The sequence below is a fragment of the Pseudoalteromonas sp. SG43-8 genome (genome assembly GCF_014164245.1).
Classification (GTDB): Bacteria; Pseudomonadota; Gammaproteobacteria; order Enterobacterales; family Alteromonadaceae; genus Pseudoalteromonas; species Pseudoalteromonas distincta.
Window position 1 is genome coordinate 883832 of record NZ_JACJEX010000001.1, and the last position, 25709, is coordinate 909540.

Annotated in this window: 21 protein-coding genes; 5 read left to right on the top strand and 16 right to left on the bottom strand. The window is 38.5% G+C overall.

Going from position 1 to position 25709, the window contains the following annotated elements:
- Positions 1-24 precede the first annotated feature (24 nt).
- The 4 genes from H5122_RS04025 to H5122_RS04040 all read right to left on the bottom strand — a co-directional run bounded on the left by H5122_RS04025 (position 25) and on the right by H5122_RS04040 (position 4022).
- Complete coding sequence (locus H5122_RS04025; RefSeq protein WP_002962892.1) at positions 25-402, bottom strand: hypothetical protein; 378 nt, start codon at positions 400-402, stop codon at positions 25-27.
- A 202-nt stretch (positions 403-604) separates the two neighbouring features.
- Entirely contained in the window at positions 605-1153 is a 549-nt protein-coding gene (locus H5122_RS04030) for an NAD(P)H nitroreductase (protein ID WP_182681344.1), read from the bottom strand.
- Positions 1154-1283: 130 nt separating this feature from the next.
- On the bottom strand, positions 1284-1967 hold the full coding sequence (locus tag H5122_RS04035; RefSeq protein ID WP_182675586.1) for a DoxX family protein: 684 nt from the start codon (positions 1965-1967) through the stop codon (positions 1284-1286).
- 93 nt (positions 1968-2060) lie between these two features.
- Positions 2061-4022: an FAD-dependent oxidoreductase gene (locus tag H5122_RS04040; RefSeq protein WP_182681345.1), complete on the bottom strand. Its 1962-nt coding sequence runs from the start codon at positions 4020-4022 to the stop codon at positions 2061-2063.
- A gap of 219 nt (positions 4023-4241) precedes the next feature.
- On the opposite strand from H5122_RS04040, the gene sppA reads away from it, so the two are divergent.
- Entirely contained in the window at positions 4242-6107 is a 1866-nt protein-coding gene (gene sppA / locus H5122_RS04045) for a signal peptide peptidase SppA (RefSeq protein WP_182681346.1), read from the top strand.
- An 82-nt stretch (positions 6108-6189) separates the two neighbouring features.
- Positions 6190-7200, top strand: coding sequence for an asparaginase (gene ansA, locus H5122_RS04050; protein ID WP_002962901.1), 1011 nt, complete (start codon positions 6190-6192; stop codon positions 7198-7200).
- Positions 7201-7268: 68 nt separating this feature from the next.
- Here ansA and gndA read toward each other — a convergent pair whose 3' ends face one another.
- Complete coding sequence (gene gndA / locus H5122_RS04055) at positions 7269-8642, bottom strand: NADP-dependent phosphogluconate dehydrogenase (RefSeq protein ID WP_182681347.1); 1374 nt, start codon at positions 8640-8642, stop codon at positions 7269-7271.
- Between the two features lie 377 nt (positions 8643-9019).
- Between gndA and pyk the strand changes: the two genes are divergently transcribed.
- Positions 9020-10456 (top strand): pyruvate kinase, encoded by a 1437-nt coding sequence (gene pyk / locus H5122_RS04060; RefSeq protein ID WP_002962904.1) that lies wholly within the window; start codon positions 9020-9022, stop codon positions 10454-10456.
- 276 nt (positions 10457-10732) lie between these two features.
- On the opposite strand, the gene H5122_RS04065 is transcribed toward pyk, so the two are convergent.
- From H5122_RS04065 to thrS, 10 genes are all read right to left on the bottom strand, one after another.
- Positions 10733-11557 (bottom strand): LytTR family DNA-binding domain-containing protein, encoded by an 825-nt coding sequence (locus H5122_RS04065; protein WP_024596642.1) that lies wholly within the window; start codon positions 11555-11557, stop codon positions 10733-10735.
- Entirely contained in the window at positions 11550-12626 is a 1077-nt protein-coding gene (locus H5122_RS04070) for a sensor histidine kinase (protein WP_024596641.1), read from the bottom strand. Before H5122_RS04070 ends, H5122_RS04065 begins: the two co-directional genes overlap by 8 nt.
- Positions 12627-12875: 249 nt before the next feature.
- Entirely contained in the window at positions 12876-14432 is a 1557-nt protein-coding gene (locus H5122_RS04075; RefSeq protein WP_182681348.1) for a SulP family inorganic anion transporter, read from the bottom strand.
- A 129-nt stretch (positions 14433-14561) separates the two neighbouring features.
- A complete protein-coding gene (locus tag H5122_RS04080; protein WP_002960703.1) occupies positions 14562-15020 on the bottom strand; it encodes an Lrp/AsnC family transcriptional regulator in 459 nt (152 codons plus the stop codon).
- A 106-nt stretch (positions 15021-15126) separates the two neighbouring features.
- Positions 15127-15768, bottom strand: a complete 642-nt coding sequence (locus tag H5122_RS04085) for an MBL fold metallo-hydrolase (RefSeq protein ID WP_182681349.1) — start codon at positions 15766-15768, stop codon at positions 15127-15129.
- A 1-nt stretch (position 15769) separates the two neighbouring features.
- Positions 15770-17587 carry a M14 family metallopeptidase gene (locus H5122_RS04090; protein ID WP_182681350.1) on the bottom strand — a complete coding sequence of 606 codons (1818 nt, stop codon included), beginning with the start codon at positions 17585-17587 and terminating at the stop codon, positions 15770-15772.
- Between the two features lie 441 nt (positions 17588-18028).
- Positions 18029-18388 (bottom strand): 50S ribosomal protein L20, encoded by a 360-nt coding sequence (gene rplT, locus H5122_RS04095; RefSeq protein ID WP_002960711.1) that lies wholly within the window; start codon positions 18386-18388, stop codon positions 18029-18031.
- Between the two features lie 15 nt (positions 18389-18403).
- Positions 18404-18604 (bottom strand): 50S ribosomal protein L35, encoded by a 201-nt coding sequence (rpmI, locus tag H5122_RS04100; protein WP_002960713.1) that lies wholly within the window; start codon positions 18602-18604, stop codon positions 18404-18406.
- Positions 18605-18815: 211 nt separating this feature from the next.
- The gene (gene infC / locus H5122_RS04105) at positions 18816-19376 is read right to left on the bottom strand and encodes a translation initiation factor IF-3 (protein ID WP_002960714.1); all 561 of its coding nucleotides are present in this window, start codon (positions 19374-19376) and stop codon (positions 18816-18818) included.
- A gap of 59 nt (positions 19377-19435) precedes the next feature.
- Positions 19436-21346, bottom strand: coding sequence for a threonine--tRNA ligase (thrS, locus tag H5122_RS04110; RefSeq protein ID WP_024606251.1), 1911 nt, complete (start codon positions 21344-21346; stop codon positions 19436-19438).
- Positions 21347-21706: 360 nt separating this feature from the next.
- On the opposite strand from thrS, the gene H5122_RS04115 reads away from it, so the two are divergent.
- Positions 21707-22153, top strand: a complete 447-nt coding sequence (locus H5122_RS04115; RefSeq protein ID WP_182681351.1) for a DUF3010 family protein — start codon at positions 21707-21709, stop codon at positions 22151-22153.
- A 185-nt stretch (positions 22154-22338) separates the two neighbouring features.
- Positions 22339-24072, top strand: coding sequence for an AMP-binding protein (locus H5122_RS04120; protein ID WP_182681352.1), 1734 nt, complete (start codon positions 22339-22341; stop codon positions 24070-24072).
- Positions 24073-24214: 142 nt separating this feature from the next.
- On the opposite strand, the gene hflX is transcribed toward H5122_RS04120, so the two are convergent.
- Positions 24215-25564 carry a GTPase HflX gene (gene hflX / locus H5122_RS04125; protein ID WP_182681353.1) on the bottom strand — a complete coding sequence of 450 codons (1350 nt, stop codon included), beginning with the start codon at positions 25562-25564 and terminating at the stop codon, positions 24215-24217.
- Between the last annotated feature and the right edge of the window lie 145 nt (positions 25565-25709).

A 25709-nucleotide genomic window follows, 5' to 3' on the forward strand; every position in this document is an offset into this window, starting at 1 on the left:
GCAACACGCTTATTAATTCAATACTCAGTAATATTGTTTGGGCCTGCGAGCAATCCAAGAACAAATCAAACAAGCCAATAAACTCAGTGCCGTGAATGTTACACTTTGAAAAATTAAGTCAAACCGATTTAAATCATCACTTGGCACTATTACAAACATAAAAGCGGGGAGTACACTTAGCGCTAAAACATAACAACACACTTTAAATGCCCGTCCAAAGTCAAAACGTTTAGACTGTTGCATCCACAAAGTTAACAGTATTAGCATACCTATTGCAGAGCCTGCTATAAAATGCGCTGCATTTGTACTCATTGCAACATACAAAGTTACAAAAGCACCAACAATTCCCCAAATTGACCACGCAAGCCAGTTTTCTTTTTCCTGTAAAAATAAATTTCCCATTGTTTTCGTCTTCTTTATCGTTATTTTTATTAAGACTTTCCATAATGTATCAAAAAACAACCGATTAAAAAACAAACTGAAGAAGAATTATTAACTTTTGTGCTTCCAAGCGCTTCTCACAGCCAAACCACTAACTCTTTTATATTACTCTTGGTAACCTTAATGAATTATGACTATACAAATTGCATAAAGTTCATACTATTCACAAATTACTAAAATAATGTTCTGGTTTATGGCGAGGTGACTTTTTACACTCGACTTGAGGAGTACCTATGTATAAGTACCCTACAATTTCATCTTGCTCATGTAAGTTAAGCGCTTTTTTGACTGCTCTACTTTGTGCAAAGTAACCTGTGCGCCAAACACCACCTAAACCTTGAGCAAATGCAGCTTGTTGCATTGCTAATACACTACAGCCTGCACTTTGTACTTGCTCGATACGAGAAACTTTTGGGTGTTCTTGATATTTAGCGATTGCTATTACAATCATAGGCGCACGAAGGGGAAGCTCTTTAGCACGATTGATTACTTTTTCTGTCTGTTGCTCTGCCACTGCACTTTGATGGTAAATTTCACCCAGTTTATTGCGTGCATCACCTTGAGCAATGATGAACTGCCACGGTGCTATACATCCATGATCAGGAACACGTAATGCTGCTTGCTTAATTATGTCGAGCTGCTCAGGCGTAGGACCCGGCTCTGTTAGTTTAGAGTCTGATTGGCGGGTAAGTAAAAGCTCGATAGCGTTCATAACGATTCCTCAAAATTCAAAACGATAGAGTAACATTTAAAACCTTAAATAATAAATACCGAGAAATTAAAAATGCAAAACGGCCGCAAAGGGTCAACTATGCAGCCGTTAATAAAATACATTTAATGCGTTATTTTTTTATAACGTTTCGCTTTAACCAGTAATCAATACTAACAAAACGCCCACCGCCCATAAAAAATAAACTTAGGAGCATAGCAAAATAAATTGCCGAAAATTCTATGCCATTATTTAAAATAGATGGTTTACCTTTTTCGTATAGGTAATCAGGAAAGCCGTGCTCTTCAACTAAGCCTCGAATTTTCCCTATCCTGTCTTGTACTTCTAATGAGTTTTCGAGGCTTTCTTTTGCACCAGGGATAGATAGCCAATCAAGTACTTGCGCAGCACTTGTTTCTGGATTAGTCGGCGCTATTGCAAACCACCCGTTATGCCAATGTACTGAAGTAGCCGCTACAACCATTGTGAACATAAGCGGGATACTGACTAAGCGAGTTAAAAGGCCAAATAATAACAACCAACCACCTAAAAATTCACTCCATCCAGCTAAGAAAGCTAGTAAATCAGGAAACGGTAAGCCTAAACCCCATTCACTATTACCAAACCATTGAACGACATCAGGCGATGCTAAAAAGTTATTTAGAAAGCCTTCTGTTTCAGTGCTTATAGCAAGTTTGTTATAACCTGCGATGATCATAACAGGAGCTAAAATCAAGCGAAATAGTAAAGCAGGTAAACCATCTAAAAACGATAGTTTACCCAATATTATGTTATAAAAACTGATTAGTTTATTCATGCGTATCCTGTGTGTTCAATGTTTATTAAGTTATAGACTACAAACAACAAAGACCGTATAAATTGATAAACCATTTCAATTTATTTACAAAGGTTAAATACTTCTCGCCACTTGTAGGGCTTCAAAGATAGCGCGTTTAGCATCAATTGCAGCAGCCAATTTGGCTCCGCCTATCACATGCACTTTTGCGTTATCTGTGTAACCTTCTAGCACTTCGCTATTAGAAACCTGACCAATACACGCAATAACAGTATCTACCGGCAGTACTTGAACTTCTCCAGCAACATTAATTGTTAACCCATTTTTATCAAAACTTTGATATTGGCACTCAGCAATTTGTTTAACACCATGCTGTTTAGCAACTTGGCGATGTATCCAACCAGTGGTTTTACCAAGCTCACTACCAAAACGACCCGAACTGCGTTTTAACATATACAATTGGCGCTCGTCTTTATGAGGTTGTGCATCACACTCAATCCCCCATTGCGTTTTAAACTCGCTAATAGATTGTGATTTATGTTCACTTAAAAAAGCAACCATATCAAAACCAATACCGCCAGCACCTAAAATAGCGATTGATTTGCCCAATTCTACTTCGCCGCGTATAACTTCGTCATAAGCAAACACACGCTTATCATCACTACATTTAATAGAGGCTTCACGCGGCCTAACGCCTGTTGCAAAAACAATATCATCATAATCTTTAAGCATTGAATCGTCGTAAGCTTTACTAAGCTCCACAGTTACTTTTAATCGCTCGAGCTCATTAGTGAAATAAGTAAGTGTATGGTTAAAGTCTTCTTTACCCGGTATCTGCATGGCTAAATTAAATTGGCCACCCATTTGCGATTTTTGATCAATTAACGTGACGTTATGCCCTTTTTGAGCCAAGTAACAACTTGCTGATAAACCAGCAGGACCTGCACCGACAACTAATACATTTTTAGCTTTAGCTGCTTGCTCTAGCGGGTAATCTAGCTCAAATGCAGCTTGTGGATTAACTAAACACGTAGCACGTTTATTTTTAAATACGTGATCTAGACAACCCTGGTTACAGCCAATACAAATATTGATTTGTTTAGATTGATTGTTTACGTACTTATTAAAAAACTCAGGATCAGCTAATAATGGACGTGCCATCGAAATTAAATCAGCCTCGCCTGCATTTAAAATATCGTTAGCAATTTCTGGAGTATTAATTCGGTTAACAGCAATCACAGGGACATTAACTACGTCTTTTAAACGCTTTGATGCTTCTTTAAATGCACCCGGTGGCACCATACTCGCAATAGTCGGTACACGCGCTTCGTGCCAACCAATACCAGTGTTAAATATATCAACACCCGCTTTTTCAAGTTCGGTAGCTTGAATAACAACTTCCTCTGGTGTTGAACCGTTTGGAATCAAATCAATGACCGACAATCTAAAAATAATTAAGAATTTTTCAGATACTTTTGCTCTTACAGCTTTAACTATTTCAAGTGCAAGTCGCATTCTATTTTCTAAGCTGCCACCAAACTCATCATCACGTTTATTGGTGTGCGGCGCCATAAACTCATTAATCAAATACCCTTCAGAACCCATGACCTCTACGCCATCGTAGCCGGCTTTTTCAGCCATATAGGCAGAATGCGCAAAGTCTTTAATTGTTTTTTTAATCGAGCCAAGCGACATCGCTTTAGGTTTATAAGGATTAATAGGTGCTTTTATTGCACTTGGTGCTTGATTGAAAGGATGGTATGCATAACGTCCAGCATGTAATAATTGCAAACAAATTTTTCCACCGTGTTTATGCACAGCATCTGTGTAAGCGCGATGCTTAAACACATCGTAATAACTATTAAATGAGGAAGAAATAGGTGTTAGCTTGCCACGTAAATTAGGGCTATATCCGCCTGTAATTAACATCGCGGTGCCACCTTTTGCACGTGCTTCATAAAATGCGCGTAAGCGTTTGCGGTTATGCCAGCCCTCTTCAAGACCTGTATGCATTGAGCCCATAACCAACCGGTTACGTAATTGTGTGTGTTTTAGTTGTAATTGTTGTTCTAACATCTTGTGTCCCGTTAACTGGTCTAACCTGTATACATTAGCTAATTCTGCTTTAATGGCAAGTAATAAGCAATATGTGCATGCATTTAATTAAAAATAGCAGTAAAAACTTACGTTTATATAGGTTCATAAACACTTCGTTACGATTTAGCAGTTAAATTTATTTTTATTCTAGGCTAAGATGGAACTAATGTATTAACTGTACCAAATTAAGGAGCTATTTTGATAGCAAAGGTATTTAAAGGTATTTGGGCTGGAATTAATTTTTCTCGTCGCTTAATACTAAACATTTTGTTTTTATTACTGGTAATTGTTTTCTTTGTGTCACTCTCAAGTGACGATGATCAAATAATAGTTGAAAATGGCTCTGTACTTAGGCTTAACTTAAATGGCCCTATTGTTGAAGAGAAAACATATATAGACCCAGTTGAAGCCGCAATTAGTGATGCAACTTCTGGTTCTGAAGCACCAAGCGAAATATTACTCGATGATATTGTTGAAGTAATAAACGAGGCGACTAAAGACGATCGTATCACGGTGATATTTCTTGATTTACAAGAGATGCCTAAAGCACATTTAAATAAACTTAAGCAAATTACAAAGGCTATTGATGCCTTCAAGCAAGCTGGCAAAAAAGTAATTGCATCGGGTTATTACTATACTCAAGCGCAATACTATATTGCATCGCATGCTGACGAAATAGCTATGCACCCATACGGCAGCGTAGGTATTGAAGGTTATGGCATGTACCCGCTTTACTTTAAAGATGCACTTGAAAAGCTTGAAGTAACGCAGCATATTTTCCGTGTTGGTACTTTTAAGTCAGCAGTAGAACCTTTTATTCGTAACGACATGTCCGATGCAGCTAAAGAAGCTAACCGCGTTTGGTTAGGCGCTCTTTGGAGCGAATACAAACAAGATGTTGCCGCTGTTCGCCCGTTTGATGAGTCAAATTTTGACGAAACAATGGACGTATATCTAGAAAAAATGAAAGCTGCCGATGGCGATGCAGGTAAATATGCACTTGATCACCAGTGGGTTGACTCTTTAAAAACAAATCAGCAAGTTCGCAAACAATTAATTGATTTAGTGGGCACACAAGAAGATGGTAAGACATTTAAGCAAGTTTCATTTCGTGAATACTTAAGCTTAATTAAACCGCCTATTGAAATTGATAACCCTATTACCGAAAAAGTAGCGGTAGTTGTTGCTAAAGGTACGATTGTTGATGGTGAGCGTAAAGCGGGCGAAATTGGGGGTGACTCTACAGCTGCCCTACTTCGTAAAGCACGCCTTGATGATAAAGTTAAAGCTGTTGTACTACGTATCGACTCTGGTGGCGGTAGTATGTTTGCCTCTGAAGTTATTCGTGCAGAAGTATTAGCGCTTAAAGCTGCTGGAAAGCCTGTTATTGCTTCAATGAGTTCTGTGGCTGCATCAGGTGGTTATTGGATTGCCTCTGCTGCAAACGAAATCTGGGCAGCACCGAGTACTATTACAGGTTCAATTGGTGTATTTGGTACCTTTATGACATTTGAGAAAACCTTATCGAAAATTGGTGTTTATTCAGATGGCGTTGCAACAACCGAAATGGCTGGCTTTTCTATCACTCGTCCACTAAATGAAAAAATGGGTCAAGTAATTCAAATGAACGTTGAGGAAGCATACGGACGCTTTTTAAATGTTGTTGCTGATGCGCGTAATATGACGCCTGAGCAGGTTGACAAAATTGCCCAAGGCCGTGTATGGATTGCATCTCAAGCACTTGAACTAGGTTTGGTTGATAAGCTAGGCGACAAACAAGGTGCGATTGAAGCCGCTGCTGCACTTGCCAAGCTTAATCATTATGAAGTTAAAACTATTAAACAAGATTTAAGCTCGCAAGAAAAAATGATCCAAAACATTTTTGGTAATGCGTCTATTAAATCTTTGCTTGGTTTGCAAACACAAAAAACATCTGTGTTAGCAACACAAGCTAATTTACAAAGTGTTATTAACCAATTAAGTACTGAAGTTGAAAACCTTAAAGATTACAACGATCCACAAGGTGTATACGCACGCTGTTTAGTGTGTAACGTTGCACAATAAAAGTGCATAGCTTCACCTAATCAGCTGTATTTAAAGCTGCTTAACGTTATACTAGGCCCAGTTTTTTTACTGGGCTTTTTTTATGAAACGTAAACGCATTTATATCGCTTATACTGGCGGTACTATAGGTATGAAAAAATCGAGTCGAGGCTATATTCCGGCTGAAGGTTTTTTAACAGAAACCGTAGTGAATAACGCAGAATTTAATCGTGATGAAATGCCTTTGTTTGATATTCACGAATACTGCCCTCTTATAGATTCTTCAGATATGTCACCAGAGCATTGGCAACTCATTGCTAATGATATCAAAGATAAATACCAAGATTATGATGGTTTTGTGGTGCTCCATGGCACTGATACTATGGCGTATACAGCCTCAGCGCTGTCATTTATGTTCGAAAATTTGACTAAACCTGTGATTGTAACCGGCTCACAAATTCCGCTCTCACAATTACGTTCTGATGGCCAAGTAAACTTACTTAATGCCATGTATTTAGCTGCAAATTATCCTATTGCTGAAGTAAGTCTCTTTTTTAATAACCAACTGTTTAGAGGTAATAGAGCAACTAAAGCACACGCGGATGGGTTTAATGCTTTTGCCTCGCCTAATCTAGACCCCTTAGCGTTATCAGGTATTAATATTCAACTTATTAAGGGTCAACTTAGCCCATATGTTGAAAATGAGCTGCAAGTTACACCAATTACACCTCAACCTATCGGGGTGCTTTATTTGTATCCTGGCATTAGCCAAGAGGTAGTTAAAAGCTTGGTCAATGGCAATATTAAATCACTGGTGCTACTGAGCTTTGGTGTAGGTAATGCACCACAAGATCCGAGCTTTTTGTCAATACTCGAAGAAGCAAGTAAACGTGGCGTCGTAATTGTTAACTTAACTCAGTGCTTAAAAGGTCATGTAAACATGGGTGGCTATGCAACAGGTAATGCGCTATTAAATATTGGTGTAATAAGTGGGTATGATATGACCCTTGAAGCATGTTTAACTAAGTTACATTATTTATTTAGCCAAAAGCTTGAAGTCGAAACGATTCGTCATTTAATGCAAGATAACTTACGTGGTGAGTTAAGCCGATAATTTTTACGAGCTAAAAATACAAAAGGCACGCTAAATAGCGTGCCTTTATCGTTTTAAACAACTGTTTTTTATCTAACTTTAGCGTCTATATCTACTAAATCAGTTAAATGACACATTTCACCAATGTGGGTTTTTATGCCGTGCTCACCAAAGTAATCACGCTGGGCTTGAACTAAATGCCCATTACTCGGTGTAGTTAATGTTGCTAAATACGTTTGTGTAGCTCCCAATACAGGGAATGCTAAACCAGTCATTATTGCTTGACCGGTAATTTTTCGCAAAGAGTTAGACTCTTTTTCAAGAGTGTCAATAAATTCAACACCTTGTGCAACGCTATCAAGGTAGTCAGCACGAATTATACAACCAGCGCGCCACGTTTGAAGCGTTTTAGATAAATCTACTTTCCACTGATGAGTACGTGATGCACCTTTGATTAGCGCTAAACCTTGACGATACGCAAGTAAGCTTGCAAGTAAGAACGCGTCTTTTAGCTCTTCTAAATCAATTTCAACATTGTTCGTTGATTTAGATGCATATGTCATCTCTTGTGCAGCCGTTGTGTTACATGCATTAGTTAAATGACGAGCTTGAACAGCAGCAACAAGTGAAGGGACAGCAATACCAAGTTCGAGTGCATTTTGCGCAGTCCAAAGACCAGTACCTTTAGCGCCAACTTTATTATCAATTAAGTCCGCAAGCGGTACATTATTATGATTTTCAAGTGACAATATATGGCTAGAAATAGACAGTAAGTAACTATTTAATTGACCTTCTGACCAGTCATTAAATATCTCAGCTACTTCTTGTGGAGAACGATTAGTACCTAAACGAAGTAATTGGTACACTTCTGCAATAAGTTGCATCAGTGCGTATTCAATACCGTTGTGAACCATTTTTACAAAATGACCACTTGCTGATTGGCCAACACGTGCAAAACACGAGTCGCCATTATAGCTAGCAGCTACTTTTTCAAACCATGGCTCAATACGTTCCCAACCACCTTCTGAACCACTTGCCATCATTGCAGGACCATGACGAGCGCCTTCTGCACCGCCAGAAATTCCCATAGTGGCAAATTCAAATTTATTTTGGTATTTGAGTTTACGCGTTATACCGTCTTTATAATTACTATTACCGCAATCGACTATCATATCGTCACAATTAACGCCGGCCTCTACAAGTTCATTACAAACTGTATCAACTAACTCACCAGCAGGAACAAGTAATAAAATAGAACGAGGTGCCTCTAAACGCCTTACCATGTCACTTAAATCAGAGACAATGTGAAGCCTATCAGCCATGCCTTGTGATTTGGCACAACTTAGTAACTCTTCACCCGCATGTGGGTTTTTATCATAAGCGACTAGCGTTATCCCTTTTTCAATCAAGTTTAGGGCAAGATTTTTTCCCATAACGCCTAACCCTACTAATGCAACTTGCATCTAGTGTCCTCCTCGGTAACAACTATTTGGTTAGAAAATTCAGTGTATAAATTAAATAATACCGCGTGCATTATACTCATACAGTCATAAAATACTAACTATGAGCCCATACAACATGCTTTTTTATTACAGATAAATAAGCTACGTAATTATATCAAACATCAATGCTCTCGGGGTGACTAAAAGCAACGCTAATTGAAATTAAGATCATTGACGCATTCTGACACCGGTGTCATAATGATGACACAATAGTTTTGTATAAAATAGTGGCAAACCTTTGAAGTTTGCACATAATTAAAATATTTTAATCTAATATAGATGTTTTAATTCAACAAAATAACGTCAACATGCTTTCACCAAGCAAACAGGAGAAATTGATGCTAAGACGCACGAAAATAGTCGCTACCCTTGGACCTGCTACCGATAGAGATAACAACTTAGAAAAAATTATTATCGCTGGGGCTAATGTAGTACGTTTAAACTTCTCACATGGTGTTGCCCAAGATCATAAAGACCGTGCGCAAGCTGTACGCGATATTGCAAAAAAATTAGGCAAGCATATTGCTATCCTTGCTGACCTTCAAGGCCCTAAAATCCGCGTTTCTACTTTTAAAGAAGGTAAAGTAACGCTTGCTGTGGGTGCAAAGTTCACTCTTGATGCAAAAATGGAAAAAGGCGAAGGCGATGTTAACTCTGTAGGTATTGATTATAAAGAATTACCTAACGACGTTAGCCCTAACGACTTACTACTCCTAAATGACGGCCTTATTCAACTAACTGTTGATGAAGTAGCTGGGCACTTAGTACATTGTACTGTAACTGTTGGCGGTGTTTTATCTAACAATAAAGGTATTAACCGTTTAGGTGGTGGCTTAACTGCTCCAGCATTTACTGAAAAAGATAAAGAAGATTTAATAACTGCCGCTGAAATTGACGTAGATTACATTGCCGTATCATTCCCACGTAGTGGCGACGATATGCGCTACGTACGCTCACTTGCTGAAGCTGCTGGTTCAAAAGCACAACTACTTGCAAAAATTGAACGTGCTGAAGCCGTTGAAACACAAGAAGCTGTTGATGACATCATTCTAGCGTCTGACGCTGTAATGGTTGCCCGTGGTGATTTAGGTGTTGAAATTGGTGATGCAGCTCTTATGGGCAAGCAAAAACTAATTATTCGTCGTGCTCGTTCATTAAACCGTACTGTAGTTACAGCAACGCAAATGATGGAATCGATGATCGATAACCCTATGCCTACACGTGCAGAAGTTATGGATGTTGCAAATGCTGTTCTTGATGGAACAGATGCTGTAATGCTTTCAGCTGAAACAGCTGCTGGTGATTACCCTGAAGAAACTGTTGCAACTATGGCACGTGTTTGTTTAGGTGCTGAATCTCAAAAAGAAACGCATGTTTCTAAGCATCGTTTAGATAGTCGTTTTTCTAACAATGCAGAATCTATCGCACTTTCTGCTATGTATGCAGCTAATCACTTAGATTCTGTTAAAGCTATCATCACGCTTACTGAATCTGGTAGCACGGCTAAATTAATGTCACGTATCAGCTCTGGCTTACCAATCTACTCGCTTTCACGCCATGCGAGTACATTAGGTCAAACAGCACTTTATCGTGGTGTTTACCCAGTATTTTTTGATTCTACAAAAACTGAAAAAGACGGTATGGTAAAAGCGGCACTTGATACTTTAGTTTCTCAAGGTTCTTTACAGTCTGGCGATACAGTAATTATTACTCACGGTGACTCAATGGAAACTGTGGGCGCAACTAACACAATGAAAATTGTAACTGTCGCATAATTAATACCAATTCGCTTAATTAAGTGATCTATTTTGAGGATAGAAAAACGTGTTGATAGCTATTCAAAAAATCGCTATTTAGTTGTTCTCGGCAATTGCTCCTGCATTGCTCTACCTTCTGCATCCATGCAGTCGTAAATGAGAATTTTTTAACACAGGTAGCGACACGTTAGCCCCGCAAAATAACTAAGTATTGTTGCGGATTGGTATAATTACTAAATATAAAAAATGCGAGCTTAGCTCGCATTTTTTGTGCCTGTAATAAAAGCGTTGGCTTTAACTTGCTAATGCCGCTTTAACCTTATCTCGGTAGCTACGGCTCACTTTTAATTCTTGTCCGTTTTCAAGTACTAATAAATACTCGCCACTTACTTGTGTAACCAGCTTACTAATTTGTTTTGTGTTTACTATCGCACTGCGGTGTACACGCACAAATAACTGAGGGTCTAGCTCTTGCTCAAGCTCTTTCATTGTTTTACGAAGTATATGCGTTTGTCCATCTTCACAGTGTAAACACATATAGTCACCTGCAGCATCAACCCATTGGATAGTCGCTACAGGTACCCGTATAATTTCACCCTGCTCTTTTACTGCAAGCGATTCTGGGTAACGTCTATCTGTTAAGGTATCGCCAGTGGCTAATTTTTTTAATATTTCTTCGCAATTATTACCAGTAATACCGGCTACAAAACTCGCTAGTTTTTTCTTATGGGCGTTGTCTTGCTGCGTTTTTAAATAAGTATGCACTTTTTCTACCGCCTGTTTTAATCTGTTATCATCAACGGGTTTTAAAATGTAATCGAGAGCATGAATTTCAAATGCTTTTACAGCAAACTGATCAAAAGCAGTTACAAATACAATAGCAGGTAGTACTTTTGTACTTTCGCTAAGCGCTCTTGCCACCTCAAAGCCATTCATACCTGGCATCTGAATATCTAAAAAAACCAAATCGATTTTCTCGCTTTGGCACATTTCAATTGCATCAGCGCCTGAACTACACAATTTAATTACTTCAATATCAGAATATTCTTCAAGTCTTACCGCTAAACCTTTTCGCGCTAACGGTTCATCATCAACAATGAGTGTTTTTATTTTAGTCATTTTTCACAGCCTTCTCAAAAGGTACTCGCAGATTAACTTTTAATCCACTTGGCGTATTATGTGATAATACAAACGAATAATTATTTTCATACAACGTTTTTAATCTATCTTTGGTGTTAGCAACACCTACACCTTGAGCGTTAACTAATTGGCCATCAAGTATTTCAGTGCCTGGGCCGTTGTCACCCACTTCTAGTAATAATTCATTCGCAAATACTTGTGCTTTAATATCAATTACACCACCTTCTGTCAGATGGGCAATGGCATATTTAATCGCGTTTTCTATAATTGGTTGCAAAATTAAGCTCGGTACTAAAGCCTCTTTTGCTTGCTCGCTAATATCTACATTTACTTTCAATCGCTCATCAAAACGGACGCGCTCTATTTCTAAATAAAGCATGAGAGCATGTAGCTCTTGCTCAAGCGGTACTTTTTTAATTGGATCGGTATTAAGTGTGTAACGTAAAAAGTCACTTAACCTTGCTACCATTAAGTTAGCATCTTTGTTTTCTTTAACCAAAATTAAAGTAGAAATAGCGTTAAGTGTATTGAATAGAAAATGGGGGTTGAGCTGATACCTGAGCATTTTTAGTTGCGCTTCGTGTGCCATCGTTGTGGCCTTTAACGCTTTTTGTCGCTCACTTTGTAATAACTGATAATATTTAACGCCAAAGTACAAACCACTCCAACATAAAATAATATAAACCGAATCTAAACCTTGCTGCAGGTAATAAAACCACTCCTCTGGTCTATAACCATGGCGGTATATTTCCCATAGATTGAATTTTTGAACGACAGCCCATAGAGTGCCCGTTATATAAGAGGCACCAAATACTACAATCATTAACACCCAGGGCGAGGCATTCCAAATTTTACGGTAAATATACCTAAGCGGCACTGTCATCAAACAACCAGCGTAAGCATTCAATAAAATAACAAATACGTATATATCACGCATTTCAAATACTTTAGAGCCGATATAATTTACTAACGCGTAACCAATCCAGCCCGCGATTTGCAAAAGCCAAAAAAAACGTTGCCTGTTATCGACTAATGATTGCCAGTTCAAAATAGATGTTTACTCCGTATGGTTAAAACTAATTCCATAAAATAGGCGTTTGTTATTTTTATTATTTTTACCTATGTAGGGCTAATTTTCACAAAATTAGGTAGTCTTATTATATAGATTTATGAGTTTGCATAGCACTACAGCTTGCCTTGCTTTTTAAGAGTCTTACCGCAAACAAATAGTCGAGACACTAAAAAAGCGAAAGGTTATCCGCCTTCCGCTTTTTAAATATCAATAGCCTTGTGTAAATTAAGCTAGTTTATCTGATGCTACTTTGTAGGTTGGATCTTCAATCACATTCACTTCAACTAAATCACGTGCTTTATGAAGCAACTGCGTACAGTCTTTACTCAAGTGACGTAAATGAAGTTGTTTACCTGCTTTTGTGTATTTGTCAGCAAGTGTATCAATTGCTTCTATTGCACTGTGGTCAGATACGCGGCTGTGTTTAAATTCAACAATCACATTTTTAGGATCATTTTTCACATCGAATAACTCAGAAAAGCTTTTAACAGAGCCAAAGAATAACGGACCATGTAGTTCGTACACCTTAGCGCCTTCCTGATCAATGTAGTTAGTTGTATATATCTGCTTCGCATGCTGCCAAGCAAATACTAGAGCCGATACAATAACACCCACACATACAGCAATCGCTAAATCAGTAATAACCGTCACGCCCGACACAAGAACAATTACAAATGCATCAGATAATGGTACGCGCTTCATCATTTTAAAGCTTGCCCATTCAAATGTACCAAGTACTACCATAAACATAACACCAACAAGTGCAGCTAATGGGATCATTTCAATTAAGCTAGAGGCAAAAATAATAAAACCAAGTAGCATAAGTGCAGCGCTTATACCTGATAAACGAGAGCGACCACCTGAATTTATATTGATCATTGATTGACCAATCATTGCACAACCACCCATTGCACCAAACATACCGCAGGTAATATTTGCAGCACCTTGACCAATACATTCTTTATTACTATGACCACGGGTTTCTGTAATCTCATCAATTAAGCTAAGCGTTAATAATGATTCAATTAAACCAATAGCCGCTAAAATAAGTGCATAAGGAAAAATAATTTGTAGCGTTTCGAAAGTAAACGGTACCATAGGAATATGAAATTCAGGTAAGCCGCCAGCGATTGTTGCTGTTTCGTCGCCTGTCATTCCTTTTAAGAAATCTAATACTGTATGCGCTTCTAAATCAAACCCAATCACTAATCCAGTTACAGTTACAATAGCAACTAGAGATGAAGGCACTGCTGTAGTCAATTTTGGCAAAAAGTGGATTATTGCCATAGTTAATGCAACTAAGCCAAGCATGATAAATAATGGATTTCCTGTCATCCATTCTTGTCCGCCCATACCGTCTGGCACTTTAAACTGCCCTAGCTGAGCTAAAAATATAACAATTGCTAACCCGTTTACAAAACCAAGCATTACCGGATGAGGAACCATACGGATAAACTTACCGAGCTTAAATACACCCGCGAGAATTTGCAGTATTCCCATCAGCAAGACTGTTGCAAATAGATACTCAACACCGTGATCAAGCACTAAACTTACCATGACAACAGCTAGTGCACCGGTTGCACCTGAAATCATACCAGGGCGACCACCAAAAATAGCCGTAATTAAACCAACGATAAACGCGGCATATAGACCAACCAAAGGTTCTACATTTGCAACAAAGGCAAACGCAACTGCTTCTGGCACTAAGGCTAACGCCACAGTTAATCCAGATAGAATATCGTTTTTAGCAGAGCTAGGCGCCCTACTGAGTAAGTTAAACATTGAGGTCCTCAAATGGTGTAATGGGTATCAAAAAAAGCGCTAAATTCTACCAAATTAGCGCTCAGTTAACAATTGTCATTATGTGGTTAAGCTAAACTAAAAATGGTTTAGCTTTTAAAAGAAGTGCTTTTACAAAGGAAGGGAAGTACTGCGTTTTACACATGTCATTGTTACATTAGAATGTACTTCTTGGACGTATTCTAAGCTTAGTAAATTATCACGCACAAAATGCTCATACCCTTCTATGCCTTGTGAAATTATGCGTAGCATAAAGTCCATGGTACCAGCCATAGTGTAACACTCTGTTACCTCGTCGTAGCTCATGATCAGCTTTTCAAACTCAGCAAGATTCTTTTTACCGTGATTTGATAAACGCACATGTGCATATACAAGCATATCAAAGCCAAGTTTTTTCTCATCTAAAAGAGCCACTTTGCTTTTTATATAACCATCTTGCTCTAGCTTAGCGATTCGACGCCAGCATGGAGATTGAGACAAGCCTACTTTATCTGCAATTTCTGCGGTTGATAAACTAGCATCTTGTTGTAAAAGTGCCAATATTTGGCGATCTACGTGATTTAGAGACATTTTATTTCTTATTTATCAAATAAACTGGTTAAATTATACAACCATTTTAAAACTCAGTCTGCTTATTTTTAATGTTTATGCAGTTTGTAAACTTAAAATAAGCAACTTAACCAAACTTACCACTCACAAAAGGATTTGTTTTCTTTTCAAATCCCACCGTAGTGTCGCTACCATGTCCTGCCAATATTTTAGTATTATCAGGTAAGGTTAAAATATGCGCCTTAATCGACTCAATAAGTTGTTCACTGTTCCCCTTAGGAAAGTCAGTACGCCCTACTGAGCCTTTAAAAATAACGTCACCGACAATAACGCACTCATAGTCTGGTTGGTAAAACACTATATGACCGGGTGTATGCCCCGGGCAATGTTTAACTAAAAAGCTAAGTTTTCCTACGCTCACTGTGTCGTTATGGTTTAGCCAAATATCCGGATAAAACGGTTCAATGGGTTTAAATTCAAACATCTGTGCTTGCATAGGTAAGTTTTCAAACCAGAAGTACTCATCTTTTTGTGGACCAATAATTTGTACGTTAAATTGATTTCGTAAAATATCAGCCCCACCCACATGATCTAAATGCCCGTGCGTTAACCAAATAGCACTTAATGCTAGTTTATGCTTATTAAGGACCGTTATTATTTTATCAGTGTCGCCACCTGGGTCGATAACCACAGCGTGTTTAGTTTCGCTACACCAAATAATACGGCTGTTTTGTGCAAAGGCAGTGACAGGTATAGTTATGATTTCCATATTAAATTTCTTTACTTTTTTGATCTGGAATAACAACTTCTTCTTCGAATGACATAAGTATTGGATACTTTAAGTACGCTTGATCATAAAATGGACTTTGCTCATATAACCAGTTTAATCGAGCTTCTGCGTCACTCGCGAATGATTTATCTTTAAGTTTTTCATCAAACTTAAGCGCAAGCTTTGGGTTATCTTTTAGCATTTGGCGTGCATACGGAATTAGCGCATAGTTTTCCATATATTCAGTACGCTGAAAAATAGTATTAAACTCACCCCACGCAAAAAATGAATCAGGGGCTTCCGGGTGCAATAAATGAACTGCTAATTCACCTGCTTTTTGTTGAGTATTGACTTGATACCAACCATCTAAATCTACATTTATAGCAGGGACGTAATCAAAAGTTGCTGATACTCTAAAACGCCCTTCAAATGGTGCTTTATCAAACGTGCAGTCTGCTACCTTTGCAACTTTCAAAGGCTGTGTGTTTGCCCCTTCAAGTTTATTAATAGAGACACCATGTAACTTTAGTTTCTCAATAATGTTGCTATATACAGGCGGAATAAAAAAAGCTTTAGGTACTTCAACTGTATGTTGTACATCTTTTTGCCAATAAATAGGTAAGTCAGTATATGTATGTGCTTTACCCAAATACTTCACTTCATTTTGACCCGAAAGTGAATTCATGCTTGATGAATATTCAATACCTTTAAACTGCGCAATCGTATCAGCTTGCTTGGCATAGCCACGCTTTACTATTAACTGTTTAGGAACAAATTCTTGTTCTTTTTTTACTGCATTAGCTAATCCATGACTGTGCTTTGATAGCGCAGTAATAGCACCATCTAAAAATACATAAGTTCCCAATACACGTTGCTTGTAAGGCTTCAATGAATGATTTTCGACTAAAATAGTCGGCAATGACTTTAAATCCCCCCAACCATTTGAAAAACGTGGCGTAGCAACCCAGCCCGCTAACCCTTTTTTAAAGTCACGTTTATCCATAACAAAAACAAGTGGTCCAGGCGTGTGTCCTTGCTTTGCTAGCGTATCGTCAATGAGAGGTTTAAAAAACTGGTTTAATGCATCTGATACCGCAGGCGATTCGCTCGAAAATACCGGATTGTAACCATAAGTCACATCGTATTGGTAATCTGCGCCGTCGGTAACGTGTACATCAATGTATAAATTTGGGTTGTAGTCGTTAATAACCTTTAAAACACTTCTAACTTCTGGGGTATCTAATTTAGTAAAATCACGATTTAAATTAAGGTTATTAGCATTTGTTCTAAAGCCCATTTTTGCAGGGCCCCGTTGATTAATGCGATTGAATGCACTGCTACGTTCGTGGCCATCTACATTTAAAATAGGAATAAATAATATGTTTACCTTTTTTAAAATGTCACGGCGCTTACCCGTCGCTATATCTCTGAGTAACATGAACATGGCATCTTTACCGTCTATTTCCCCAGAATGTATTCCTGCCTGGATAAAAATAGTTGGCTTAGTGCTATTAGCCATTTGCCTTGCTTCAAAAAAACCTTGCTCACTGGCAATTAGCATTTTTATTGCACGCTTACTATTACTATAGCCAATGGTTTGAGATTGAAACTGAGTAGGGTTTGCAGCAACTAACCTATCTACAAATGCCATTGTATTTGCATAATCGGGCGACGCTTCACCTGCAGATAACTCAAAGTCAGTAGTTAACGGCCCTTGTTTTTGTAAAAGCTCTACGCTTTTCCCCTGCCACTCAATGAGTGGAGGTAAGTGTGCGTCATACGCCACACTTGCAGATAAAATGAGTAAACTTGCAAACATAAAATTCTCTAACAAACGCCTTAATTATATAAATTATATCAACTAAATTTTTTATAATGAGGAAACTGCGGTGATTCAACAAAAAAATGCAGCCAAATACATTTCACTCATTCACACCTGTGTTTTTAGGCTTTATAACCTTATTAAGTATTATACCAATGTGCAATAATACTTAATCATTTTGCGGGGCTAAACATGTCGCTACCTGCGTTAAAAAACTCTCATTTATGACTGCATGGATGCAGAAGGTAGAGCAATACAGGAGCAATTGCCGAGAACAACTAAATAGCGAATTTTTTGCCTAGCTATCAACACGTTTTTCCGCCCTCAAAATAGATCATTTAATTAAGCGAATTAGTATTACTCATTGGGTTAAGTTACTAAATTACAGGCACAAAAAAAGGAGCCATAGGCTCCTTTTTAATACTTATATAAAAAAGCTTAAGCGGCTAGGCCTTCTTTTGCTTTTTCTACAAGCGCTGCGAATGCAACTTGGTCGTAAACAGCGATATCTGCAAGGATCTTACGATCGATTTCTACAGAAGTCTTTTTAAGACCATTGATAAAACGGCTGTAAGACAGACCATTTTGACGTGAAGCAGCATTGATACGTGCAATCCATAATTGACGGAAAGTACGTTTCTTCGCACGACGGTCACGGTAAGCGTATTGACCCGCTTTAGTAACAGCCTGGAAAGCTACGCGGTAAACACGTGAACGTGCTCCGTAGTAACCTTTTGCTTGTTTTAAAACTTTTTTGTGACGTGCACGTGCGACAACGCCGCGTTTAACTCTTGCCATTTCTAAAAACCCCTATTAAGCGAACGGTAACATACGTGAAACTAGACCATGGTCATTTTTATGAACCATCATCTTAGGACGTAGGTGTAACTTACGCTTAGAAGTTTTCTTAGTCAGAATATGACGAAGATGCGCTTGTTTACGCTTGAAACCGCCAGAAGCAGTCTTTTTGAAACGCTTAGCAGCGCCACTGTGACTTTTTAGCTTATAAGCCATTGCAATAACTCCAATTGTATTGCTTTTAAATTAGTAAGCAGGCGTGAGATATATTTCTATAGCTCCACTTTTAGGCCTAACTTACTGCCATGTTCCGGTGAAGACCCAACATAAATGCCGCAATCTTGCTTTAAGACCGGTTAACTCAGGTGAATATTCGCATATTGCTTGCAGACCTGAGCTAATTTCGGTGCGTATTATCGCTTAAAAATTATTTTTTAGCAACAGGCGCCATCATCATAACCATTTGGCGGCCTTCAACACGATTTGGGAAAGACTCAACTACTGCAAGCTCTTCTAAATCGGCTTTGATACGGTTTAATAATTCTATACCAATTTCTTGGTGAGCCATTTCACGACCACGGAAGCGGATAGTAATCTTAGCTTTATCACCAGCTTCTAAGAACTTACGTAAGTTGCGAAGCTTAACCTGATAATCACCTTCATCCGTACCAGGACGGAATTTGATTTCTTTTATCTGGATTTGCTTTTGCTTCTTCTTCTGCTCTTTTAGTTCTTTGCTTTTTTCAAAGATGAACTTACCGTAGTCCATGATTCTACAAACAGGCGGCTCAGCGTTTGGACTGATCTCAACAAGATCAACACCCGCTGCATCGGCCATAGTTTGCGCGTCTTGTAATGACTGAATTCCAGCTTGTTCGCCTTCAATGTCAATTAAACGAACTTCTTGCGCTGTAATTTCTTCGTTAATACGATTTTTTTGAGCTGTTTGTTGCCCTTTCTTGCCGCCTCTAATAGTACGTTCCTCCAAGAATATCAATAATATAAGCGTGTAAATGGCTGTTTGTTAATGCCTTACACGCTCGATTTTTACTGTCGATTTTTAATTTCTTCACTAATTTTAGCTACAAAATCATCAACATTAAATTTGCCAAGGTCTTCACCTGTGCGAGTACGCACTGCTACTTCTTGCTGTTCAACTTCTTTATCGCCAACAACAAGTAAATATGGAATACGCTTCAGTGTATGCTCACGGATTTTAAAGCCAATCTTCTCATTTCTCAAGTCAGCAGCGGCTCTAATTCCAAGTTTATTTAATTTTTGTACAACTTCTTTAACATAAGGAGCCTGTTTATCGGTAATATTCATAATTACCACTTGCTTTGGTGCAAGCCACGTCGGGAATAAACCAGCGTACTCTTCAGTTAAAATGCCAATAAAGCGTTCAATAGAACCTAAAATAGCACGATGTATCATTACAGGTGTACGACGCTCGTTATTTTCTGCTACATAAGTAGCACCTAAACGACCCGGTAATGCAAAGTCTAATTGCACTGTACCACACTGCCACGCTCTGTCTAAACAATCGTACAAAGTAAATTCAATCTTCGGACCGTAAAACGCGCCTTCTCCCGGAAGATAATCAAATTCAATATCGTTTAGCTTAAGTGCATCAGCTAAAGCAAGCTCTGCTTTATCCCACATATGGTCTTCACCAATGCGTTGCTCTGGGCGAGTAGATAGCTTAACTACAATCTTCTCAAATCCGAATGTTTCATATGTATCATAAACCATCTTAATACACGCTGACACTTCGTCCATTATCTGCTCTTCAGTACAGAAAATGTGAGCATCATCTTGTGTAAAGCCACGTACACGCATTAAACCGTGTAGTGCACCTGATGGTTCATTACGGTGACAACAACCAAATTCAGCCATACGAAGTGGTAAATCACGGTACGATTTTAAACCTTGGTTAAAGATTTGCACGTGACCAGGGCAGTTCATTGGTTTAATTGCGTATTCACGTTTTTCAGACTCAGTGGTAAACATTGCTTCTGAATATTTTTCCCAGTGACCTGATTTTTCCCAAAGTGAACGGTCCATCATCATTGGACCTTTTACTTCTTCGTACTCATATTCGCGTAATTTTTCACGTACAAATTCTTCAAGCTCGCGGTAAATGCTCCAACCATCGTTGTGCCAAAATACCATGCCTGGTGCTTCTTCTTGCCAATGCCATAAATCAAGCGCTTTACCGATACGACGGTGATCGCGTTTTTCAGCTTCTTCAAGGCGCTTTAAATACGCTTTAAGTTGCTTTTTATCGCCCCACGCGGTGCCGTAAATGCGTTGTAGCATTTTGTTTTCTGAATCACCACGCCAATATGCACCCGCCACTTTCATTATTTTGAAGTTTTGGCAAAATTTCATGTTAGGAACGTGAGGTCCACGACACATGTCTACATATTCTTCGTGATGATATAACCCTGGGCGGTCATCTTTAGCGATGTTTTCGTCCAAAATTTCTATTTTGTATGTTTCGCCACGCGCTTCAAATGTATCGCGTGCTTCTTGCCAGCTTACTGTTTTTTTCACTACGTCGTAGTTGGTTTTTGCAAGTTGCAGCATACGCTTTTCAATTGCTTCAAGATCATCTTGTGATAATGAATGTTCCATATCGATATCGTAGTAAAAACCGTTATCAATGGTAGGACCAATTGCCATTTTTGCGTCTGGGAAAAGTTGCTTAACTGCATGACCGATTAAGTGAGCACAAGAGTGACGAATGATTTCAAGGCCGTCATCGTCTTTAGCGGTAATGATCTCAAGACGAGAATCTTCACAAATTTTATCACATGCATCAACACGGTCGCCATTTACACGGCCCGCAATGGTCGCTTTAGCTAAACCAGGACCAATGTCGTTTGCAACATCAAGCGTGCTTACAGGGTTTTCAAAACTACGTTGACTTCCGTCTGGAAGAGTAATAACTGGCATTATAAATCCTTGCTACAGTGGTGACACCTACAATGTATCACGTGTATTTTTAATAAATTAAATGAGAATGAGAATGACTCGACAACGCTTTTACGAATAAGCATTGACTAATATATGTAGATGAGGAGTCTATTCAACTACAAAGATATATTGTCGCGTGCCGCGCATTTAATTACAAGTTTAAAGGGGTGAAATCCACCCGTTTTATCCACAAAATGTAGCTTTTAAAGCAAAAAAATCATTTTATTAAAATATAAAAGCATCAATGCATTAATTACGAGCCTACAACTATACCCACACTCGCATTTTAATGTGCGTTGCGTATAATACTGCGTAATTAAGTTATTTTAGAGAATAGACATGAGAACATGTGGTGTAGAAATTACCGGTAGTGATGTACTACTTTGTATTTTAAGTAAAGATAATGACGTATTTGATATTCGCGATGTGCGCCAAACACGCTTTACCTTAGGTAACGGTAACGACACTGAAGTAATGCGTAAATTTCAATTCGATTTTGCAAAACTAATGCAAGATTACCAAATTGATTCTGTTGCAATTCGTGAGCGTCAGCCTAAAGGTAAATTTGCTGGCAGTGCAAAAGGCTTTAAAATGGAAACTGCTATTCAATTAATTGAAGGCTTAGATGTTCGCGTGATTTCTACAACAGAAATTAAAGAACAAGTTAAACGTAATCCAATACCTATTGCCTTTGAAGAAACTGGCCTTAAAAAGTACCAAGAAAATGCTTTTGTAAACGCTTACGTTTACATCATGAAAAAAACATACCGCAGCGACGAAATGTAAACTCATTACTCGTTTAAAAACGCGTACTTACATTGTAAGACGCGTTTTTTTGTGTCTAAAAAGTAGTATTAGCTTTTATTAATCTAATAATACATTAGTCTAACTGCACTTCTCTTTGTCGACAATATGTGTTTATTTTAACTTTGTAGTTTACATAACTCACACACATTTTCATGGAGAGAGCAATGCACACACACACTATTGCGGTAAAAGAAGTAGAGCAAATAAATCACTTGCCGTTATCTCAAAGCTACTTTAAAGGTATACAAAGCACACCTTTAACAAATTCAACTATAGGCGAGTACTTTGACTTTATTGTCGACAAAAACCCAGGGGCGTTAGCTGTTGTAGTTCATCACCAAGCTATTAGATTAACGTATAAAGAATTTCAAAAAGAAGTTAATCAGCTTGCGAAGGGGTTACTTGCCCTTGGCGTAAAACCAGGTGAGCGCGTTGGTATTTGGTCTCCTAATAATATTGAGTGGTGCTTAACCCAATTTGCAACGGCAAAAATTGGCGCAATAATGGTGTGCATCAACCCGGCATATCGTCCTAACGAATTACAATACGCCTTAAATAGTGTTGAATGCTCTACTCTAATCACAGCATCAAATTTTAAAGGCAGTGATTACTTAGAAATGCTCAATGGTTTGGCTCCAGAACTTGCAACTTGCGATAAGTACGCACTTAATTTAAAAGCACTACCCACTCTTAAAAATATAATCCGCATTGGCGATGAAGCATCTCCTGGTATGCACTCTTTTAATGATGTTATTAACTTGCCAACAGCAGCTCATGAGCTTGAATTAAAAGCAATAGGTGAAAACTTAAATGCTGATCAAGACATCAATATACAATTTACATCAGGTACAACAGGCAACCCAAAAGGCGCAACGCTCACTCATAAAAATATTTTAAATAATGCGCTATTCGTCGCCGAATCTATGCACTTTACGAGCGATGACAAGTTATGTATCCCTATCCCGTTATATCATTGCTTTGCAATGGTATTGGGTAGCTTATTGTGTGTTAGTAAAGGTGCAGCAGCCATTTACCCAAGTGATTCGTTCGATGCAAAAACCACGCTTGATGTAGTTCAACAAGAAGGATGTACAGCGCTGCACGGTGTACCTACTATGTTTATTAGTGAGCTTGAGCTGAGTAATTTTAACGATTATGACCTAAGTACTTTACGCACGGGTGTAATGGCAGGCTCTACATGCCCAGAGCAAGTAATGCGCAAAGTACAAACACAAATGAACATGCATCAAATACTGATTGCTTACGGGCAAACGGAGTGCAGCCCCATAAACAACATTACCGAAACAGACTCTTCAATTGAGCGGCAAGTAACGACAGTTGGCCGCGCCCTTGCCCATACCGAGGTTAAAATAATTGACGAGCTGGGTAACATTCAAAAAATTGGTCAACCTGGCGAAGTGTGTAGTAAAGGTGCAGGCATAATGCGCTGCTATTGGAATGACGAAGCTAAAACAAAAGCCACAATAGATGACGAAGGTTGGCTGCACTCTGGCGATTTAGGTGTCATGGATACAGAAGGGTTTGTTACGATTGTTGGGCGTATAAAAGATATGATTATTCGCGGCGGCGAAAACATTTACCCTCGAGAAATAGAAGAAGTACTTTACACCTACCCTGGCATTCAAGATGCTGCCATATTTGGTATAACCGATGAAAAGTATGGCGAAGAAGTGTGCGCTTGGATCCAACCAAAAGAAGATGCTGTACTTGATGAGCAAGCAATTCGTGAGTTTTTAAAAGACAAACTAGCCTACTTTAAAATGCCACGACATATCCGTTTTGTAGAAAACTACCCAATGACAGTAACAGGTAAACTGCAAAAATTTAAAATGCGCGAGCAAATGCAAGAAGAGCTAAGCGACAACGCTTTTTCCTAGTTTCGTCTTTAAGTAACTGAGGCTCTGGATAGGGAATTTATCTCAGAGCTATGTTCAGAGCTAGCAGCGTTAAATTTACGTATGTTAGGACTAATACTAAAAAGCACAGCCAATTAGCTGTGCTTTTTATGTACTGAATTTATTATAAATTCAACATTCTCTTTTTTAAACGTTCTAAATCAATCGCACTCGAGCGCACTGTTAATTTAATATGGCTGTATTCATATTCTTCTTTAACAACACTCATACTCGATCGGATTTCGCCCACAATACCTTTAGCTGTGTACGGTATAACAATCTCTTCTTCAATCATGTCCTCTTGAGCAATACCAATAATGTATTTGTGCAGTTCACTAATATCATCTGGATTACGTGTAGAGGTCATCATCGCATCAGGAAACTCATCCATTAGCGACTGCTGTTGATCAGTACTTAATTGGTCTGACTTATTCAGTACTAATAATTTTTTGCTACCTTCTACCCCAACTTCTGCCAGTACTTTATGTACTACTTCAAGTTGTGAGCGAAAAGAAGGATCTGAAGCATCTACAACATATAACAGTAACGACGCATCATGTGCCTCAGCGAGCGTTGAATGAAATGAAGCAACCAAATCATGAGGTAATTTTTTAATAAAACCAACCGTATCTGAAACCAATATACGAGGCTGGGTAATCGGATACAGCGCGCGAACAGTGGTATCTAGCGTTGCAAAAAGTTTGTTTTCGCCTTCTACATCACTACCTGTAATTGCGCGCATCATTGATGACTTACCCGCATTGGTATAACCAATTAAAGCCACTGAGAATAGCTCAGAGCGCTGCGTACGTCTGTCCATCATTACATCTTGAACACTAACAAGTTCGCGCTTTAATTCTGCTAACTGATCGCGCACCTTACGGCGATTTAGCTCAAGTGTGGTTTCACCCGCACCTTTACCCATTTGGCGTTCTTTATCACCTGTTGATGTTTCACGAAGCCGTGGCGCTACATAATTAAGGCGAGCAATTTCAACTTGTAATTTTGCTGTTTTAGTACGCGCATGACGGCTAAATATTTCAATGATAATACCGGTGCGATCAAATACTTCTACACCCAGCTGGTTCTCAACATTACGTAGTTGAGAAGGCGTTAAATCACAGTCAAATACCACTACATCGGCACATGCAAAATCTAAATTGTTTGACGGAATTTCTGACGATATTTCGGTTAAAGGGTCTTCATCAAGTAAATCATCTTCTTGCTCGTTTTCAACCATCCCTTTATTGCCGGTAAGGTGTGCTATTTCAGCTAGTTTTCCTGAGCCCAGTACATTAACTTTTTGGGTAGAACTTTGCTTTTGCGATTGTGTACCTACTACTTTAAAGCCTAACGTAGTTACCAAACGAGCAAGCTCTGCAAGCGATTCTGTTGCTTCGTCGCCTTTAAATTGTGGTGTGCTAATAGAAATAAGTAACGCATTAGGAAGTGATGGTTTTGCAGTTAGTTGCATAATTTTTTATATGTTAATGCACCTAAAGTGCAAACCTAATTTTCATTCGAAAGTAACTTGATCCTACGCTGTTATAGCCCAGCTTTATAGGGTTATAGTTCACTAATGGCGTTAATATTTAAAACTAACCATAATATACTCAATT

What these genes read in the sequence shown, in the direction of transcription:
- H5122_RS04085 (WP_182681349.1), bottom strand. Translation starts at nt 15,768, where the DNA reads ATGGAAATCATAACTATACCTGTCACTGCCTTTGCACAAAACAGCCGT.
- H5122_RS04120 (WP_182681352.1), top strand. Translation starts at nt 22,339, where the DNA reads ATGCACACACACACTATTGCGGTAAAAGAAGTAGAGCAAATAAATCAC.
- thrS (WP_024606251.1), bottom strand. Translation starts at nt 21,346, where the DNA reads ATGCCAGTTATTACTCTTCCAGACGGAAGTCAACGTAGTTTTGAAAAC.
- H5122_RS04080 (WP_002960703.1), bottom strand. Translation starts at nt 15,020, where the DNA reads ATGTCTCTAAATCACGTAGATCGCCAAATATTGGCACTTTTACAACAA.
- H5122_RS04115 (WP_182681351.1), top strand. Translation starts at nt 21,707, where the DNA reads ATGAGAACATGTGGTGTAGAAATTACCGGTAGTGATGTACTACTTTGT.
- rpmI (WP_002960713.1), bottom strand. Translation starts at nt 18,604, where the DNA reads ATGGCTTATAAGCTAAAAAGTCACAGTGGCGCTGCTAAGCGTTTCAAA.
- H5122_RS04030 (WP_182681344.1), bottom strand. Translation starts at nt 1,153, where the DNA reads ATGAACGCTATCGAGCTTTTACTTACCCGCCAATCAGACTCTAAACTA.
- H5122_RS04065 (WP_024596642.1), bottom strand. Translation starts at nt 11,557, where the DNA reads ATGACTAAAATAAAAACACTCATTGTTGATGATGAACCGTTAGCGCGA.
- H5122_RS04075 (WP_182681348.1), bottom strand. Translation starts at nt 14,432, where the DNA reads ATGTTTAACTTACTCAGTAGGGCGCCTAGCTCTGCTAAAAACGATATT.
- H5122_RS04040 (WP_182681345.1), bottom strand. Translation starts at nt 4,022, where the DNA reads ATGTTAGAACAACAATTACAACTAAAACACACACAATTACGTAACCGG.
- gndA (WP_182681347.1), bottom strand. Translation starts at nt 8,642, where the DNA reads ATGCAAGTTGCATTAGTAGGGTTAGGCGTTATGGGAAAAAATCTTGCC.
- rplT (WP_002960711.1), bottom strand. Translation starts at nt 18,388, where the DNA reads ATGGCAAGAGTTAAACGCGGCGTTGTCGCACGTGCACGTCACAAAAAA.
- ansA (WP_002962901.1), top strand. Translation starts at nt 6,190, where the DNA reads ATGAAACGTAAACGCATTTATATCGCTTATACTGGCGGTACTATAGGT.
- H5122_RS04025 (WP_002962892.1), bottom strand. Translation starts at nt 402, where the DNA reads ATGGGAAATTTATTTTTACAGGAAAAAGAAAACTGGCTTGCGTGGTCA.
- pyk (WP_002962904.1), top strand. Translation starts at nt 9,020, where the DNA reads ATGCTAAGACGCACGAAAATAGTCGCTACCCTTGGACCTGCTACCGAT.
- hflX (WP_182681353.1), bottom strand. Translation starts at nt 25,564, where the DNA reads ATGCAACTAACTGCAAAACCATCACTTCCTAATGCGTTACTTATTTCT.
- H5122_RS04035 (WP_182675586.1), bottom strand. Translation starts at nt 1,967, where the DNA reads ATGAATAAACTAATCAGTTTTTATAACATAATATTGGGTAAACTATCG.
- H5122_RS04090 (WP_182681350.1), bottom strand. Translation starts at nt 17,587, where the DNA reads ATGTTTGCAAGTTTACTCATTTTATCTGCAAGTGTGGCGTATGACGCA.